Origin of the sequence: Ewingella sp. AOP8-B2-18 (assembly GCF_052376015.1) — a bacterium.
GTDB classification, from domain to species: Bacteria; Pseudomonadota; Gammaproteobacteria; order Enterobacterales; family Enterobacteriaceae; genus Ewingella; species Ewingella allii.
In genome coordinates, this window is the sequence record NZ_JBQSVB010000014.1 from 21,915 (window position 1) to 36,494 (window position 14,580).

A 14,580-nucleotide genomic window follows, 5' to 3' on the forward strand; every position below is an offset into this window, starting at 1 on the left:
GTCCTTGATAAATCAGGCTACGTCGTCCAACAGTTGGTTGGCGAGGTTAATAAGTTTGTCGATGTCCTGTGGCGGAAATAGCGTTTCCACTCGGCCCACGCGCGAGAGCGGTGGTTCGCCGAGTGCTGCACGGGTAATGCACCCGTGGCGCAGCACGGCGGCCTTTACAGCGCGTAGGAAGCTAAGTTGATTGGCACGCAAATAGCCGTGAGCGGCAATGAATGCTTCAAAAGCGGCATTGATGCGCTGCTCGCGGTTAGGCAGATGCGCACCTTCACAAAGTATGTGGCGTAAAAAATCAGCCAGCGATGCAGCTGGGGCTTCAAAAGCTTTGCGCAAGGTGTCTTCGGTAACGAACAGATCAGCTTGGTTCAATGTTTTGCTGACTTGGTCCATTTCCTCGTCATCCAGATGCTCGCCTTGTTTGAGTTTGGCTAATTCTGGCAGCTGGCCCGCCAGCCGGCGTACCAACGCTTCCACTTGCTCACGATAGCTTTCCGCGAAAGCTCCTTCTCCGGTAGGGCCATAAATTATCCAGCTACGTTGCGTAATGCTGTCCGGTAGATTGATTTCGACCGTGCGGCTTGGTATGGATGTGCGATAGCGCATCAAAGGTGAGAACACGGATTGCAGCGTCCCCAGACGTGCCGCATTTAGGTGCAGCCAAAAACCAGCAGATTGCACCCAAACTCGTTGTTCAGCCACACGCTGCACTTCGGGGATGTTGTCGGCTAAGCTGCTCACAGCCTCTTGGATGCGTTCCTGCACTTTGGTTTGTTCGAGAGCATCGCCCTTAAGACAGGCCACAGTAAGATGCTCACACCAGATGCGGAACTGCAATTCTTCCAAGCATACCAACAGTGCAAAGCGCATCAATGGCGCGATGGTCCTGGATAGATGCTCCAGTGCGCTTTGGCTTGGCTCTGGCCATTGCCGCGCCAGCATGTCGAGATCATCCCAATGCGGCCGCACGTTGATGCTGTGCCGAGGTAAAGCATCCAGCATGGCCAGCAAAGAGGCGATAGTTGTTTGTGTATCTTGCTGCTGGGAGTGCAGAAGCAGCCACTTTTCCAACCGCAGGCGGAACAGACGCACTGGCAGCGGCTCACTCGGATACTCCACTTCGCCATCGGGTTTGAGCTTGAAGTAGGCGAAGTTTTTCCAGTGATCAATGATCAGAAAATCCTTCTTGATTTCGCCTGTTGCCTTGTCGATATGTAGTCGTGTGCCACGCCCGATCATCTGCCAGAACTTGACCTTACTAAATACAGGCTTGGCAAAGACCAAATTTTGAATAGCTGGAACGTCCACTCCGGTATCAAGCATATCCACTGAGATGACCACACGCGGCATGGTACGGTATTTGAAATCGTCCAACGTGGCGTCAGCACGCTCCATGTGGCTGTCGATGATTTCGGCCATGCCCTGGCGTTGCAGCTCTGGATATAGGCGATTAAAGCCTTCGTAAAGCCTTTTGGCATGAGCGTGACTGACGGCGAAGATGATAGACTTGTGCGGCAGGCCGCGAACATCTTTGCGGCTTTTGTCCATAAACTCTTTCACCATGGCATCGTTGGTTCCTTGATTGATGATGCCTTTTTCGATGTCGCTGCCATCGAAATTGAGCTCATCAAGATCTACGCCTTGATCACGTGCCATTTGCTTCAAGGGCCCGGGTAGTGCGTCCCCCTGAATACCTTGAAGCTGAAAGTTGGTTTGTGCGTCAAGCACACGGTAATTCACTAGGTTTTGATCAGCGATGGCCTGTTCGTAACTGTAGTAATAGCTGGGAACACCGTCGCCACAATCGAATAGTTCAAATGTGTTATGGTCGATGTAATCGGTTGGGGTTGCGGTTAGCCCGAGCTGTATCGCATCAAAATGATCAAAAATAGTCTTGTACCGCTGGTAGATGGAGCGGTGACTTTCATCGGCTACGATCAGGTCGTAATAACCGACTGACAGGCGCGAATACACCTGCATCATGCTTGGGTAGGTGGAAAACTGGATGCGAGCCCCAGAGGTTTCGCCAGATTCGATGCGAGCCAAGCTTTCATTGGGCAAATATGATTTGAACTCCGACATAGCCTGACGCACCAATTCCCGTCGGTCTGCCAGGAACAACACTCGCTGCACGCGCTTGGAGCGCAGCAAGGTATCAACCAGGGCAATGGTCGTTCGCGTTTTGCCCGTACCAGTGGCCATCACCAATAGGAACTTGCGCTTGGCGGCATCTACGCCTTCAGTGACGCGACGAATAGCCTCGTTTTGATAGTCGCGTCCGGCTATGTCAGCATTGATAGTTACATTGCTCACGGGCTCGGCGAACTGATGCTGATGTCGTAGGCGCTCCAAATCATCTCGAGTATAAAAACCGGAGATCTTGCGAGGGGCGTAACGAGCACGATCCCAAAATTGAATTTCTTTGCCATTGGTGAGAAAAATAAACGGGTCGCTGCCAAATTGGGTTTTGATCGCATCCGCGTAATCTGCAGCCTGGCGCTTTCCTGCGAGTTCATCGCGAGATGATCGTTTAGCCTCGACTACAGCAATTGGTTTACCGTCTGAGCCGAGCAAAATGTAATCCGCATATTGGTAGTCCTTGTCGGTAATCTCGGGCTCCGCCGTTTTGAGCAGAAATTCCTCTATAAGGGTACGCCGACTTCGTGACCAGCCAGAACGAGAGAGCTGCGAATCAATAATCTCGGTGCGAGTCTGTGCTTCATCACGGTTTGAAGTCATTCTGTGCTACCTCCCTCAGCAGGCTCACCCGCCCCACCAGCCCGCACCCATTCGTCCACTTCAGAGAGCTGAAACTTCCACAGCCGGCCAATTTTATGGGCGGGCAGTCCCTGGCGTTCACGCCAGCGGTAGACAGTATCTTTGACAACACCCAAGTGTTGGGCAACGTCGAGGGCGGTGACCCAAGGTTCGGCGGTCATAACAGTGGCACCCTTCAAAAAAGACTTAGAGTCGTTTAAAGTAATTAATAGTCTACCCAATCAACCATTAAATAACTATGCAAAATTAGCGGGTAGCTGACGGCTCCCACTTCACTGGTGCGAACTGCGAACTCGAATTCTCGGCCTGTCGTTCGAGCAGCACGATGATCTAACCCATTCTCGATGGACACCTCGTAAGTTAGTAAAATCACTGACAGTGGTGGAGCATTAGCAAAGCCACTACAGGCCGACCTTTTTGTACCGCCGTCCGCTCAATCGGATGCGTTGATGGCAGTGATAGACTAGATCCAAACCAAGGAATTAGGCGCATAGGCTTTGCCAGTCAAGGCACGGGTTCACCTAATTGGATGATGCGACAAGAGCATTTGTGCCCCTGTTACACGACCCGCAGGGAGGACCTGCTGATTGCGAGGTAAAAGCCACAGAGGGTTGAGCTGTCGATTCAAAGCTCTCTGAAAAGGTAAATTTTGGTCGGGGAATTCTTTTCCAAACGAGGAACTAAAGCATCAGAGAGCATCATCTCTAGCAAGGAGCGATGACCTTCGGCCTTCTGGAAAGGAGGTGTGGCCCCTCCCCCACGACACCTAATCACTTCGTGCCATTCCAGCCCAAAACTCTCCATCCGTGATTACCAGAGACCGATGAAGTCCTAAGAACCCGTATGGCGCAAGCCCTGCGGGCTTTTTTGTGCCCTCATTTGTTCCGCGAAGTCCGAACTCAACTAATTAAATCCGAACCTTTTAGGCCCATTGATAGGCCAAACGAAAGGTTCTATTGTTTTCATTAGACCTAAACGCATGGAGACTCCCCATGGCAAGAAAAACCAAGCCGTTAACCGATACGGAAATCAAAGCCGCCAAACCTAAAGATGCCGATTACCAACTGTATGATGGTGATGGGCTTACTCTGCTAATCAAATCCAGCGGTAGTAAGCTCTGGCAATTCCGTTACTATCGGCCTCTGACCAAGCAGCGAACCAAACAGAGCTTCGGTGCCTACCCTGCCGTCTCGCTTTCTGATGCACGTAAACTTAGAGCCGAATCTAAAGTTTTATTGGCGAAAGACATTGATCCTCAGGAACATCAGAAAGAACTGGTGAGAAATTATCAAGAGACCAAAACCAACACTTTCCTGTTAGTTGCTGAGCGTTGGTGGAATGTGAAGAAAGCCAGCGTAACAGAGGACTATGCCGACGATATATGGCGCTCACTTGAGAGAGATGTTTTCCCAGCAATCGGTGATATCAGTGTCACTGAGATTAAGGCTCATACTCTGGTTAAAGCCCTTCAGCCGGTTCAGGCCAGAGGTGCATTAGAGACTGTTCGCCGTCTTTGTCAGCGTATTAACGAAGTCATGATTTATGCACAGAACACGGGCTTGATTGATGCGGTTCCCAGCGTAAACATCGGGAAAGCCTTCGAGAAACCGCAAAAGAAAAACATGCCAAGCATCCACCCAGATCAATTTCCACAGCTAATGCAGACTATGCGTACGGCAAGTATCAGCTTGTCCACAAGGTGCCTGCTCATGTGGCAACTCCTCACCATTACCCGCCCTGCTGAGGCTCGATGGGATGAGATCGATTTTGATGCCAACGAATGGAAAATTCCTGCAGCTCGAATGAAGATGAACCGGGACCATACGGTTCCACTATCCGATGAGGCTCTCTCTATTCTGGAAATGATGAAGTCACTCAGTGGTGGCCGAGAATTTATCTTTCCCAGTCGCATCAAACCAACCCAACCAATGAACAGCCAAACAGTGAATGCAGCACTCAAGCGTGCTGGTTTAGGAGGCGTACTCGTTTCTCACGGATTGCGTTCTATCGCCAGTACAGCACTCAATGAGGAAGGATTTCCGCCTGATGTTATTGAAGCAGCATTAGCCCATGTGGATAAGAATGAGGTACGTCTTGCTTACAACCGTACCGATTATCTTGAGCAGAGACGACCAATGATGCAGTGGTGGGCTGACTTTATTATGGCAGCAGATCGTGGGAGCATTATTAATGGGGGAATGAAAGGAATGCGGTTGATCGGATGACTTATATGAACTCAGATGAGCCTAGACTTTTGGGCTGATCTGGAGAATTATTATATTTCCATCCGGTATGTGTTTTGGTTTCAATGAGTCGATGCAGTGCAAAGCCAGAAGCGGGTCTCGTCGTTGAACTGACCCAGCACCTGCTGCGTGTTGCGCGATAAAAAGCACATCTCTGTTGAAGCCTTTCCACTTACATAACGGGGATACGATCACGTGCACTAGGATAAGCTGGAGTTATCGAGCTAAAAAAATGATATTTTCAATTTCAACATATAAAACTCCCCGGTTATGCAACTTTACTCGTATCGCATTGATCGTGCTTGATATAGTAATGGAAAGTTCTAATAGATTTGATCTATTCATTTAAAACCAGATTAGTCAAGGAAAATCTAATGACACTTTTATGCGATAAAGAATATCCCAATGGCATGTTAACGGATAACTTTATTAAAAAAGCATTGTCGCAATTATTTTGTGAAAATGCAGATGAGACCAAAGCTAAATATTCAACATATGAGTTATCTTTAGATGCTGGTTTTGAGCTCATCAAATATGACGACAAAGGTAATATTCAACGAAATGAAAAAGAAGAGTCGACTGGGAAAGTTTGCGCTAACCCGGGCGATACCATACTAGTCTACTCCAAAGAAGTTTTTTCTTTACCTAAAAATGTTTATGCTCGAGTAAATACTGTCGGGCAGATTTTTATGGCTGGATTTTCAGCTGAAAATACTTATGTTGATCCGGGATTTACAGGTCAGATATCTATCACGTTAATCAATAACTCCAACCGAACTTTAACAATGGATGAAGGGATTCCCCTTGCCAGGGTTGAGTTTATAAAATTATCAGATGAACCATCAATAACTCATAAAGGAAGGAGTGGTGTACGAGCGACAAAAGTTAAGCAAAGTATTGATAGGGAGTTAACCTCTGCTTTCGAAAAAGTTGAGTTAAAAGAATTATTCGATGAAATTAAAAATTCTATAGCAATTGATGCTATACAAAAAAAATCCGTTCGGACAGATATTGCATTGTCAAGGGCATATATGAAGCTGCTTTCTGATATTGATTCAATTAATAGCTTATTAAGAAAACAAGAAAAAAAGATCAAATATTGGTCTTGGCTGGCATCATTAGGCTTGGGCACTGCATCTGCGTTTTGGATAGATAAATTTGGATTAACGACTATTGTGGCTGGCTGGGTTAATAGCGACTCAAATCAACCTATGTGGTTGGTAGTAATTATCAACATTGTTTGTTCTATAATTGCTACTTACCTATATGAGAAAGTTTTGAGAAGATTTATTAAATGATTAAAATTACCCGCAAAAAACTCAGGGAATATTATCAACCTAGTAAAATAATGCTAGGCATTTTTTCCGATCTTGAATTAAATAGATTTAATATTATTACGTTATGCTTTACAACTACGTGCTCTTATAATCCACCGATGATATCGATATCAATAGAAGATAGGAATTATTCTTATCACTTAGCTGAGCAATCTAAGGAAGTGGTTTTAACTATTCCAGGAAAGTCGTTAGCCAATGAAGCCATGCAGTGCGGGTTTTATAGCGGTCGAGATGTCGATAAATTTTCGACGTGTGGATTTACAAAATTAGAGTTGCCTAATGTTGAGATACCTGGCATAGCTGAAGCCATTGCCAATATCGAAGTTAAAGTCATTAGTCGTATCAAAACAGGTGATCATATAACCTTGTTTTGTGAAGTGTTAGGTTATCACTTAAATAAGACAATAGTTGAAAAAAATTTAATATCTATCGGTCCAAATACGCTTGGATATGATTTATTAGTTAAGAAAGGAATGCATAGAATCGGTGTCGTAAATGGTGAGGATGATAAATACATCGATTTTTTTAACAATAAAACATGAATTTTAGTAGGTATATTTTGGGCATTAAAAAATGCCCAAAATATAACATCTTGTATTAAGTAACTTCGTAATTTTCAAACCAAGTAAAATTATCTCTACAGTAAATATCTAATCCAATCTTTTTTTAGCGTGGAAAAATTCGTTTTTACAACAATTTTTCTTGCATTCCCCAAACTATCCCAAAACCCACCCTTGCTCGATATAAGTCCCATCATTGATGAGTGGTGAGTTCGCTATGTAAGTATCCCTAATATCTACTATTCGTCAGTATCCCGCTTGACCATCGGATCTCAGATCGAGCATCTTGCTAGACTTTGTTAAGGAAGAAATCCAAACCATATACTTTGATCCAAGAACAAAAGCAGTAGGTGGAAATACTAGATCGTGCTACCAATCAAGGAATAGAGTGACCATTATTAACTTTCTGTTTGGCCGCTATAATTTTAAACTCCTTAGGATAACGCTTACCTCGCATGGGCACCTCTCTTTAAACCACTTTAAATGACTATTAGGTGTCTGTTGAACCAGCGGCGATTCAGTTGGTATCATTGAGAGTCAAAGAAGACAGCACTAAAAGTGCATTTTCCCTGATTTCAACTTTTCACTTATCCATAACTTAAACCGGACTTGTCAAATAGTTTCATAAATATAATAGGGAGCCGTAGCCCCCTATTATACTTCTATCTAGTTGTTTTTATTACGGACTCACTGTACTCGTTATAAAAATCATGTACACTTAACTTATGCGGTATAATAAACTCATGAATTTTCTCATCAGACAATTGATGAATATCAAACCCACGAAACTCTTTGAAAAAACTCCTCACATTGTTTTTTAATGTTCTCAAACTATTTTTCTTTATTATTCTTACTTCATGAGTAAAGTCCGCATGATAAGAAAGATGACGAGTATTAATTATCATAAACTTAAGACACTTCTCCCCTGGATAGAAATCATCGAACCACCCACAGTGGTTGTTCATTTGTCCCGCTTCATCTTTGTTTATTTCTTTTCTATCCTCATCAACTTCATTTTTGCATTCAAACATAATGTACTGATTATCAACATCAGCCCAAAGGTTATCAGGTCCTTTGCGTATTTCTTTATCTGGACGCTGGCATACGAAACCAATCATACCGCCTAAATCATCTAAAGCCTTCTCAAACTTCTCGGAATGGACTCCATAACTAAGATTTTCAAGGACACCATCAATATCAATCATCAAAGACTGATAGTCATCGTACGATGCCATCCATTCTTTGATTCTTTGAGTTCTGCTAGTGTTTATTTTTCCGATTTTTTTATATTCAATACCATCTCTTGGCTTGAGAAGTGAGTTGTTGTTTTGAAACGCAGATTTTTGATACTTGTTAGATTCAGCCTTACTTAAAGAATACATATATCTAGCTAAAAGTTGTAGGTACCACCCTTTTTCTCTAGGATCCTGAGCATGATGATCACAGATATCCTGTATTGTCCTGCAAGCTCTATCCACATCCCCTTTAACAAAGAGTTTTTCAGCTTTATTTTCAAGCAGAATTAGATCATACAACCCTTTATTATCGGCACTTTTTTTAATCTCACCCATTCTTTCAACATAAAATTGCTTCCATCCGTCATCACGAGTAGTACACTTATTTAATATATCAACAAGTATTTGAGAAGAGCTCAGATTTAGTCCAGCCAACTCTTCTTTTGCAAAAGAAACTATCTCATTCCCAATTTCAATTTGTTGTTTTGTTTGCTCTGAAAAATACTTTTTTGTTAACGGACTTTTAATAAATTGAACCAAATCACCGCCAACAAGAACAATAACACTATAGTCCTTCTGCCCTCTAACACTCCTTCCGAGACCTTGCTCCACTTTTTGAGCAATCTTAATATTGATTATGTCACTACTAGGCCTTACTTCTTCCTCATACCTTTCAGTCAATGTTTCAGAAAATGGTTTTGAATCGATTATTAATACCCGACAGGAATCATCAGGAAGATCGATTCCATCATATCTATTGGCGAAAACAATAGCCTCAGAATAGACCCCATTTTTTAACTTCTCGACATTACTAAACATGGTATCAGTAGTAGATACTACTGCACCAATCTTTTCAAATTGCTCGTTATTGTTAAAGCTCGGCGTTAGACAAACAGTTCCAAAAATTCTCTTATCGTAGGGCTTCAACAACCAATTTAGAATACGATCCCTTGTAAAATCATCATTAATCAATGACGGAATCAAAATCATTTTCTCGCCTGACCAAAGAAGAGTATCACTTTTCATAGGGTTCTTAACTGCATCGATATCAAAACCTAGCCCCTTGATAAAGAACGAGTCATCTTGAGTTGTAGCAGACATTAAAAATCTAAATTTTGCGTTACTAAAACTTCCAAATTTTTCGATTACAGATGTAAATGGTGATATCTCTAAATATTCACCAGAAAAGAAAGCCTGGCAACACTGTAATGAATCCTTAATAAGCGGCCATGCATATTTTACTTTTTTATCATCTACATAATCCAGTAGGATTTTTGCAACAGCATCTTTCTTTTCTATCCAAGTCCAGTAAGGCACTGCTAAAATGGTGCTCTGAGAAACACCATTTTCAATTTCTAAAAAAGAACCTTCTCCTTGATCGCGTAATTCATCAGAAAATAACCCAAGTATTTTTTTAAAAAGCGAATGATTCTTTCTTACCTTTATCATCATTGAGCTTTTTATTGAATCAATACAAGCCTGAGAATCATCTAAAATGATTGACCCAACATCTACGGATTTTGCACCAAGTCCAAATACAGTTCTTCCATTGAATAATTTTTGCACATATGTAATTAATATCTTTCTGCCAGAAAGAAAATCATCAGGTAATGCTCTCGTTTCATCAATAGAACAGTAGGGAATGCCAAATTTCCTAGCATCATCCATAACTTGATCTGCAAGATAAATGTTAGGGCAAACATAAACACAGGGCTGATTATATTCATTCAATTTTGACTGTAGAAGAAGTAATCCTATAAGAGTTTTTCCTTCGCCTGTATGTAACTTTATAATATTATCTTTTTTATCCTTATACATCCCCCACCATTTATTTAATATTTCCAACTGTGAGGGTCTTAAAGGTCCAGCAACGCTGCGCCTATCTAAAGATTCATAAATCTCGAGTGGGTTAATAACTGTGTTTCGTTCTTTTCTTTTTAGTCGCTGTGTGAAATCAATCATATCTACGTCCCTAAACTTTAAATTAGTCTTTTAAAATTAGTACTGAGATATGAGAGTCATAACTCAGCATATACAATGATAGACTAACCCATTAATTAAAATATAATCAAGGAACATAAAATAGAAGAGTGATCTAGAACCAAAATCCATCATACATTCAAAATATATAGTTACGTTAGGTTAGGTTATAATTTCAATGATTCTCAAAAAGTTATAACAAACCTGATGATATAACTTAAGCCAAATTGCAAGTCTTAAATTCTGTGAGCGATCCGCTAAGCTGGCTTGTTAAAAACTAACTTGCTAAAAGACCTGAAAACAGGCGAGATTTAAGAAAGGCAAAATGCTAATCTCACAGACGATGAGGCTCCTGCTGTAACCTCCACTCCCCTGCAAAAAACCTGACATTTTCTTTTAGGACCAACAATGGGACCAAAATGAAAATTGAACTGAAGATTATAAGCTATTAAACAACAAGTTACACAACCAATTCAGACTCCCCCACCCAAGGTATCGGTTATCACCAGATAAGGCCGTCACCGCAAAGAAAGCCGCAACCTGAAAGGGTTTGCGGCTTTTTTGTTATTTGCAGAACACCTTCGCCATACTCGCTACTCCGGCTGCATTTTCCTGTTCCATCCAAAAGTGTCGGCGCAGGGTGCTAACCATTGACGGATTTTGGGATTGCACGATAGTGCCTCGGGTTCGAGCAAGCGCGCTCCGAAATTGGCATGCCGCAGGAAGCGCACGTCCAGACATTGCTCCAGTTGCCCAGCCAGCAGGGGAAAATCCATAAGGCTGGATAGTCGGGGCCATTTGATCAATTTTCGGTAGCGCAGTTGCTCCGACTCTATGCGCAGGTCATCATTCGGGCGCCACTGAATATTGAACAGCTTGTCATGACGCGATAGGTCGACCAACCAGTTCCCGTTAGATGGGATGCGTAACTCAAGTTTCAGGCTTTCAGGCCGCAACTTGTTGCGCTTGTAAAACCAATGCTCAGGCGGTTCGTTGGTTAGGTCGATGGAACACCCGCTATATGGCACCTCGGCGACACCGAAGCTGGCAAACCATTCTGCGACTTCGGGGGGAGTAGAATGGTCGAACATATTTTGCATGCTCCTCAGAAAGCGTCATATAGCACAACAGCTTATGCTCATAGCAGCCGTAATACCCGTAAAAAACATCAAAATTTCCAGTGAGTTCTATATCAATGAACTGAGTCTCAATGAAGATTTTACAAATGGCGGCTCTTTAGTTTATAAAGCCTCCAACCAACGTCCGGGAATGCTATCCCACATGGGTCTATTAATTGCTCTAACCTTGGGTGAGGGGTGTGCCGAAACAACGATTTTAACGGGAAGGTGCTCTAATAGCGGTGAGGCCTTCTCGGCTTTACGGCCAACTAATACGACGGTTGAGAGATTGGGTAAAAGAGTTAAAAGATGAGCAAGCTCGGAAAGACCATTTTTGTTTTCGAGGGATGTCATCCTAATTGTACCGTTCCAGCCTGGGATTGTGTTCCACAGGACAGTACGTTGCCGTGGAATGCCGGCCTTGTTCATAAAATTAAATAAAGCCTCGGCTGTTGAATCATTATTATCTCGGGAAATAAAACCTGAACCACCAAACTTTGGTGAGGTTTTTGGACCAGGTTTTTCTAGCAAAAATAGAATATCCGCTAACTGCCCACCATCATGTGGGTCGAAATATGGGAACTCCCATCCCGGATATTTAATCTTTAGCCCTTCAACATACTTTGTGAGCTGTTCAATATGAGGCGCAAACAGCAATGATCTTTTGGCCTCAATAGCCTCGATAGAACGCAAGGAGCGTGGCGAGGAAAAGTTATCAAATCCCATATCACCCTAACCGTTAGTGCAAAGATATCGTCAAATAATACTGTAGCCAGTCATTTCAAAATAGCGATCCTCTGCGACCGCATCCAGTTTGAAAGTTTTTACTAACACTAAAATGCCGGCTCCATTGCCACCCCTATTGCTCCCATCCCCAACGCTATGTCATCCCCCTCCCCCACATCTCCCTAAGCAAATCCCTCTAAACTAACTGCACAGATAAATACTTCTGGGTTACGGCACACAACTTGCTTTAAATTCAATCAGTAGGTTTTACGTTCTACTACTTGTCTTATTCCAGGGGAAATATCGTGAAAAAATACAGTGCAGTGATGTTGGCGTTACTGGGTTCATTTAGTGCGATGAGCCACGCGGAAACCGTGCTTAAGTTTGGGGTGGACCCTTCTTTCCCGCCTTTTGAATCCAAAGCGGCTGACGGCACCTTGGTGGGTTTTGATATCGATTTGGGCAATGCCATCTGTAAGCAGGCCAACGCCAAGTGCGAATGGGTGGAAACAGCCTATGACAGCATCATTCCGGCGCTAAACGCCAAGAAGTTCGATGCCGTGCTGTCGGCCATGGCGATCACGCCAAAACGTAAGGCGCAGGTGAATTTCACCGACGTGCTGTACAACATTCCTAGCGTGTTAGTCGCCAAAAAAGGCAGCACGCTGGATGCCACCGCCGAAGCCTTGAAAGGCAAAATTATCGGCGTATCTCAGGGCACCACGCAGGAAACCTACGCCATGGCGGTATGGCAGGCGAAAGGCGTGCAGGTGGTCTCTTACCAGAATCAGGACGCGGTGAATTTGGATTTAGAATCCGGCCGCATTGACGCCACCTTCACCAACGCCGCGGCGGCGGAAACCGGCTTTTTGAAAACCAAGGCCGGAGCTGATTTTGCCTTTGTGGGTAAAACGGTATTAGACCCGCAGTACCTCGGTGAAGGGGCGGCCATTGCGCTGCGCAAAGACGATCAGGCGCATATGGATATCATCAACAAGGCGCTGGCCGGGATCCATGCCAACGGCGTTTATAAGCAGTTAGAGAAGAAATATTTCACCTTCGACGTGTTCAAAAACAACAAACCTTCTGCTTAACCCCTGCCCCCTGATCTCCTCCGCTGGCAGCGAAATTAAACGCGCTGTCAGCAGGTGGCAGATAAGTCAGTTATAACAGTTTTAACCGCGCCGGCGGCTTGAAGGAGAGCCATGCTTCTGCTGTTATAGGCGCAGGTTTTACTACTTACTGACGAAATGGAATGAGACATGACCCAGCTGAACCACTTTGGACAACCCGTCGGCGATGAACTGCCGGGCTGGCAGCCTCGCGAACTCCCGCAACGTATTCAACTGGATGGCCGTTTTTGCCATTTAGAGCCGCTGAGCGTGGAGCGCCACAGCAAAGAGCTATTTGAGGCCTGGCATGCCATCGACGATGGCCGCGACTGGACCTATCTCGCCGTTGAGCGCCCGGCGACGCAGGCCGAGTGCGACACTTTTATCGCCGCCAACGCCGCCAGTAAAGATCCGTTGTTTTACGCAGTGGTGGATAACGCCACGCAGCGCACCATTGGCAGCGTCGCGCTGATGCGCATCGACCCGGTCAACGGCGTGATTGAGATTGGCTGGGTGAACTGGTCGCCGCTGATGAAGCGCAGCAGCCACAGCACCGAAGCCATTTATCTGCTGCTGAAATACGTGTTTGACGGCCTGAATTATCGCCGCTGCGAGTGGAAATGCCATAGCCTGAACGCGCCCTCCAGCGCCGCCGCCAAGCGATTTGGTTTTGAATACGAAGGCACTTTCCGCCAGGCAGTCGTTACCAAGGGCCGCAACCGCGACACCCAGTGGTTCTCGATTTTGGACAGCGAATGGCCAGCGCGTAAGGCCGAATTAGAGCAGTGGCTGAGCGCCGACAACTACGACGCCGACGGCCAGCAGAAACAGCGTTTAGAAGCCTTCAGAAAATAGTCGTTTTAGCGTGAAGGCAGCAGCTGATCGATGTCTTGCCACGCATAAATCAGATTGTCGGAAAGCCACAGAGGGCCGGAATCGGTATAGCGTCCGGCCTCTTGGCCCCCTAGCGCCGTGTAGAAGTTAATGGCGGGTTGATTCCCCACCACCACGCCCAATCCGGCGGCGATAAAGCCATGTTTTTTCAGGCGCTGGGCGATTTCAGTTAACAAACAGCGGCCAATCCCCTGCCGTGCATACTGGGTATCGACATACAGCAGCTTAATCTCGGCCATCTCGCCAAACTGCGGATTGCTCGACTCAGACGCCAGTGTGAACCCCACCAGTCGCCCGTCAATCTCAGCCAGCAAAGCAAACTGCCTTGGGGCCGGGTTGGCGAATTTGTCCTGCCAGAAAGCCAGACGGCGGGCTTCATCCAGTGCGTCAAACGCCTCGGCCGGTGCTAATTCACGATAAGTTTCGCGCCATACGGCCACGTGCAGGCGAGCCAGTGCGGCCGCGTCGGATGCTCGTGCATCCCTGATAGCCAGAGTCGTCACAGGAAGATATCCTTTAGTTATTATTGGGTTTGGCTTTCGTCATCGAAAAGTCATCGCGCCAGTATAGACTGAGTCCCTCACTCAAGGAGAC

Annotated in this window: 12 protein-coding genes; 6 read left to right on the top strand and 6 right to left on the bottom strand. The window is 45.0% G+C overall.

Features of this window, described 5'->3' with window-relative positions; all coding sequences use genetic code 11:
• Window positions 1–12: 12 nt before the first annotated feature.
• Window positions 13–2,742 carry a type I restriction endonuclease subunit R gene (locus ACT3RR_RS20320; protein WP_496201015.1) on the bottom strand — a complete coding sequence of 910 codons (2,730 nt, stop codon included), beginning with the start codon at window positions 2,740–2,742 and terminating at the stop codon, window positions 13–15.
• A complete protein-coding gene (locus ACT3RR_RS20325) occupies window positions 2,739–2,942 on the bottom strand; it encodes a helix-turn-helix domain-containing protein (RefSeq protein WP_049034488.1) in 204 nt (67 codons plus the stop codon). Before ACT3RR_RS20325 ends, ACT3RR_RS20320 begins: the two co-directional genes overlap by 4 nt.
• A gap of 329 nt (window positions 2,943–3,271) precedes the next feature.
• Here ACT3RR_RS20325 and ACT3RR_RS20330 point away from each other — a divergent pair, with 329 nt between their 5' ends.
• The 4 genes from ACT3RR_RS20330 (at window position 3,272) to ACT3RR_RS20345 (ending at window position 6,903) form a co-directional block, all read left to right on the top strand.
• Window positions 3,272–3,379, top strand: a complete 108-nt coding sequence (locus ACT3RR_RS20330; RefSeq protein ID WP_496201036.1) for a DUF4113 domain-containing protein — start codon at window positions 3,272–3,274, stop codon at window positions 3,377–3,379.
• A gap of 394 nt (window positions 3,380–3,773) precedes the next feature.
• Window positions 3,774–5,006, top strand: a complete 1,233-nt coding sequence (locus ACT3RR_RS20335; RefSeq protein ID WP_496201016.1) for an integrase — start codon at window positions 3,774–3,776, stop codon at window positions 5,004–5,006.
• 392 nt (window positions 5,007–5,398) lie between these two features.
• Window positions 5,399–6,322 carry a dCTP deaminase domain-containing protein gene (locus ACT3RR_RS20340; RefSeq protein WP_496201017.1) on the top strand — a complete coding sequence of 308 codons (924 nt, stop codon included), beginning with the start codon at window positions 5,399–5,401 and terminating at the stop codon, window positions 6,320–6,322.
• Window positions 6,319–6,903 carry a flavin reductase family protein gene (locus ACT3RR_RS20345; protein ID WP_496201018.1) on the top strand — a complete coding sequence of 195 codons (585 nt, stop codon included), beginning with the start codon at window positions 6,319–6,321 and terminating at the stop codon, window positions 6,901–6,903. The genes ACT3RR_RS20340 and ACT3RR_RS20345 overlap by 4 nt, the downstream gene beginning before the upstream one ends.
• A 680-nt stretch (window positions 6,904–7,583) precedes the next feature.
• On the opposite strand, the gene ACT3RR_RS20350 is transcribed toward ACT3RR_RS20345, so the two are convergent.
• The 3 genes from ACT3RR_RS20350 to ACT3RR_RS20360 form a co-directional block, all read right to left on the bottom strand.
• Window positions 7,584–10,118 carry a DEAD/DEAH box helicase family protein gene (locus tag ACT3RR_RS20350; RefSeq protein WP_496201019.1) on the bottom strand — a complete coding sequence of 845 codons (2,535 nt, stop codon included), beginning with the start codon at window positions 10,116–10,118 and terminating at the stop codon, window positions 7,584–7,586.
• 611 nt (window positions 10,119–10,729) lie between these two features.
• The gene (locus ACT3RR_RS20355) at window positions 10,730–11,227 is read right to left on the bottom strand and encodes a hypothetical protein (protein ID WP_496201020.1); all 498 of its coding nucleotides are present in this window, start codon (window positions 11,225–11,227) and stop codon (window positions 10,730–10,732) included.
• A gap of 150 nt (window positions 11,228–11,377) precedes the next feature.
• Window positions 11,378–11,980: a uracil-DNA glycosylase gene (locus ACT3RR_RS20360; RefSeq protein ID WP_496201021.1), complete on the bottom strand. Its 603-nt coding sequence runs from the start codon at window positions 11,978–11,980 to the stop codon at window positions 11,378–11,380.
• A 305-nt stretch (window positions 11,981–12,285) separates the two neighbouring features.
• Between ACT3RR_RS20360 and ACT3RR_RS20365 the strand changes: the two genes are divergently transcribed.
• Both ACT3RR_RS20365 and ACT3RR_RS20370 read left to right on the top strand, forming a co-directional pair.
• Entirely contained in the window at window positions 12,286–13,074 is a 789-nt protein-coding gene (locus ACT3RR_RS20365) for an ABC transporter substrate-binding protein (protein WP_485903489.1), read from the top strand.
• Between the two features lie 168 nt (window positions 13,075–13,242).
• Window positions 13,243–13,947 (top strand): GNAT family N-acetyltransferase, encoded by a 705-nt coding sequence (locus tag ACT3RR_RS20370; RefSeq protein ID WP_353503193.1) that lies wholly within the window; start codon window positions 13,243–13,245, stop codon window positions 13,945–13,947.
• Window positions 13,948–13,952: 5 nt separating this feature from the next.
• Here the strand turns inward: ACT3RR_RS20370 and ACT3RR_RS20375 are convergent, their stop codons facing one another.
• A complete protein-coding gene (locus tag ACT3RR_RS20375) occupies window positions 13,953–14,489 on the bottom strand; it encodes a GNAT family N-acetyltransferase (protein WP_353503194.1) in 537 nt (178 codons plus the stop codon).
• Between the last annotated feature and the right edge of the window lie 91 nt (window positions 14,490–14,580).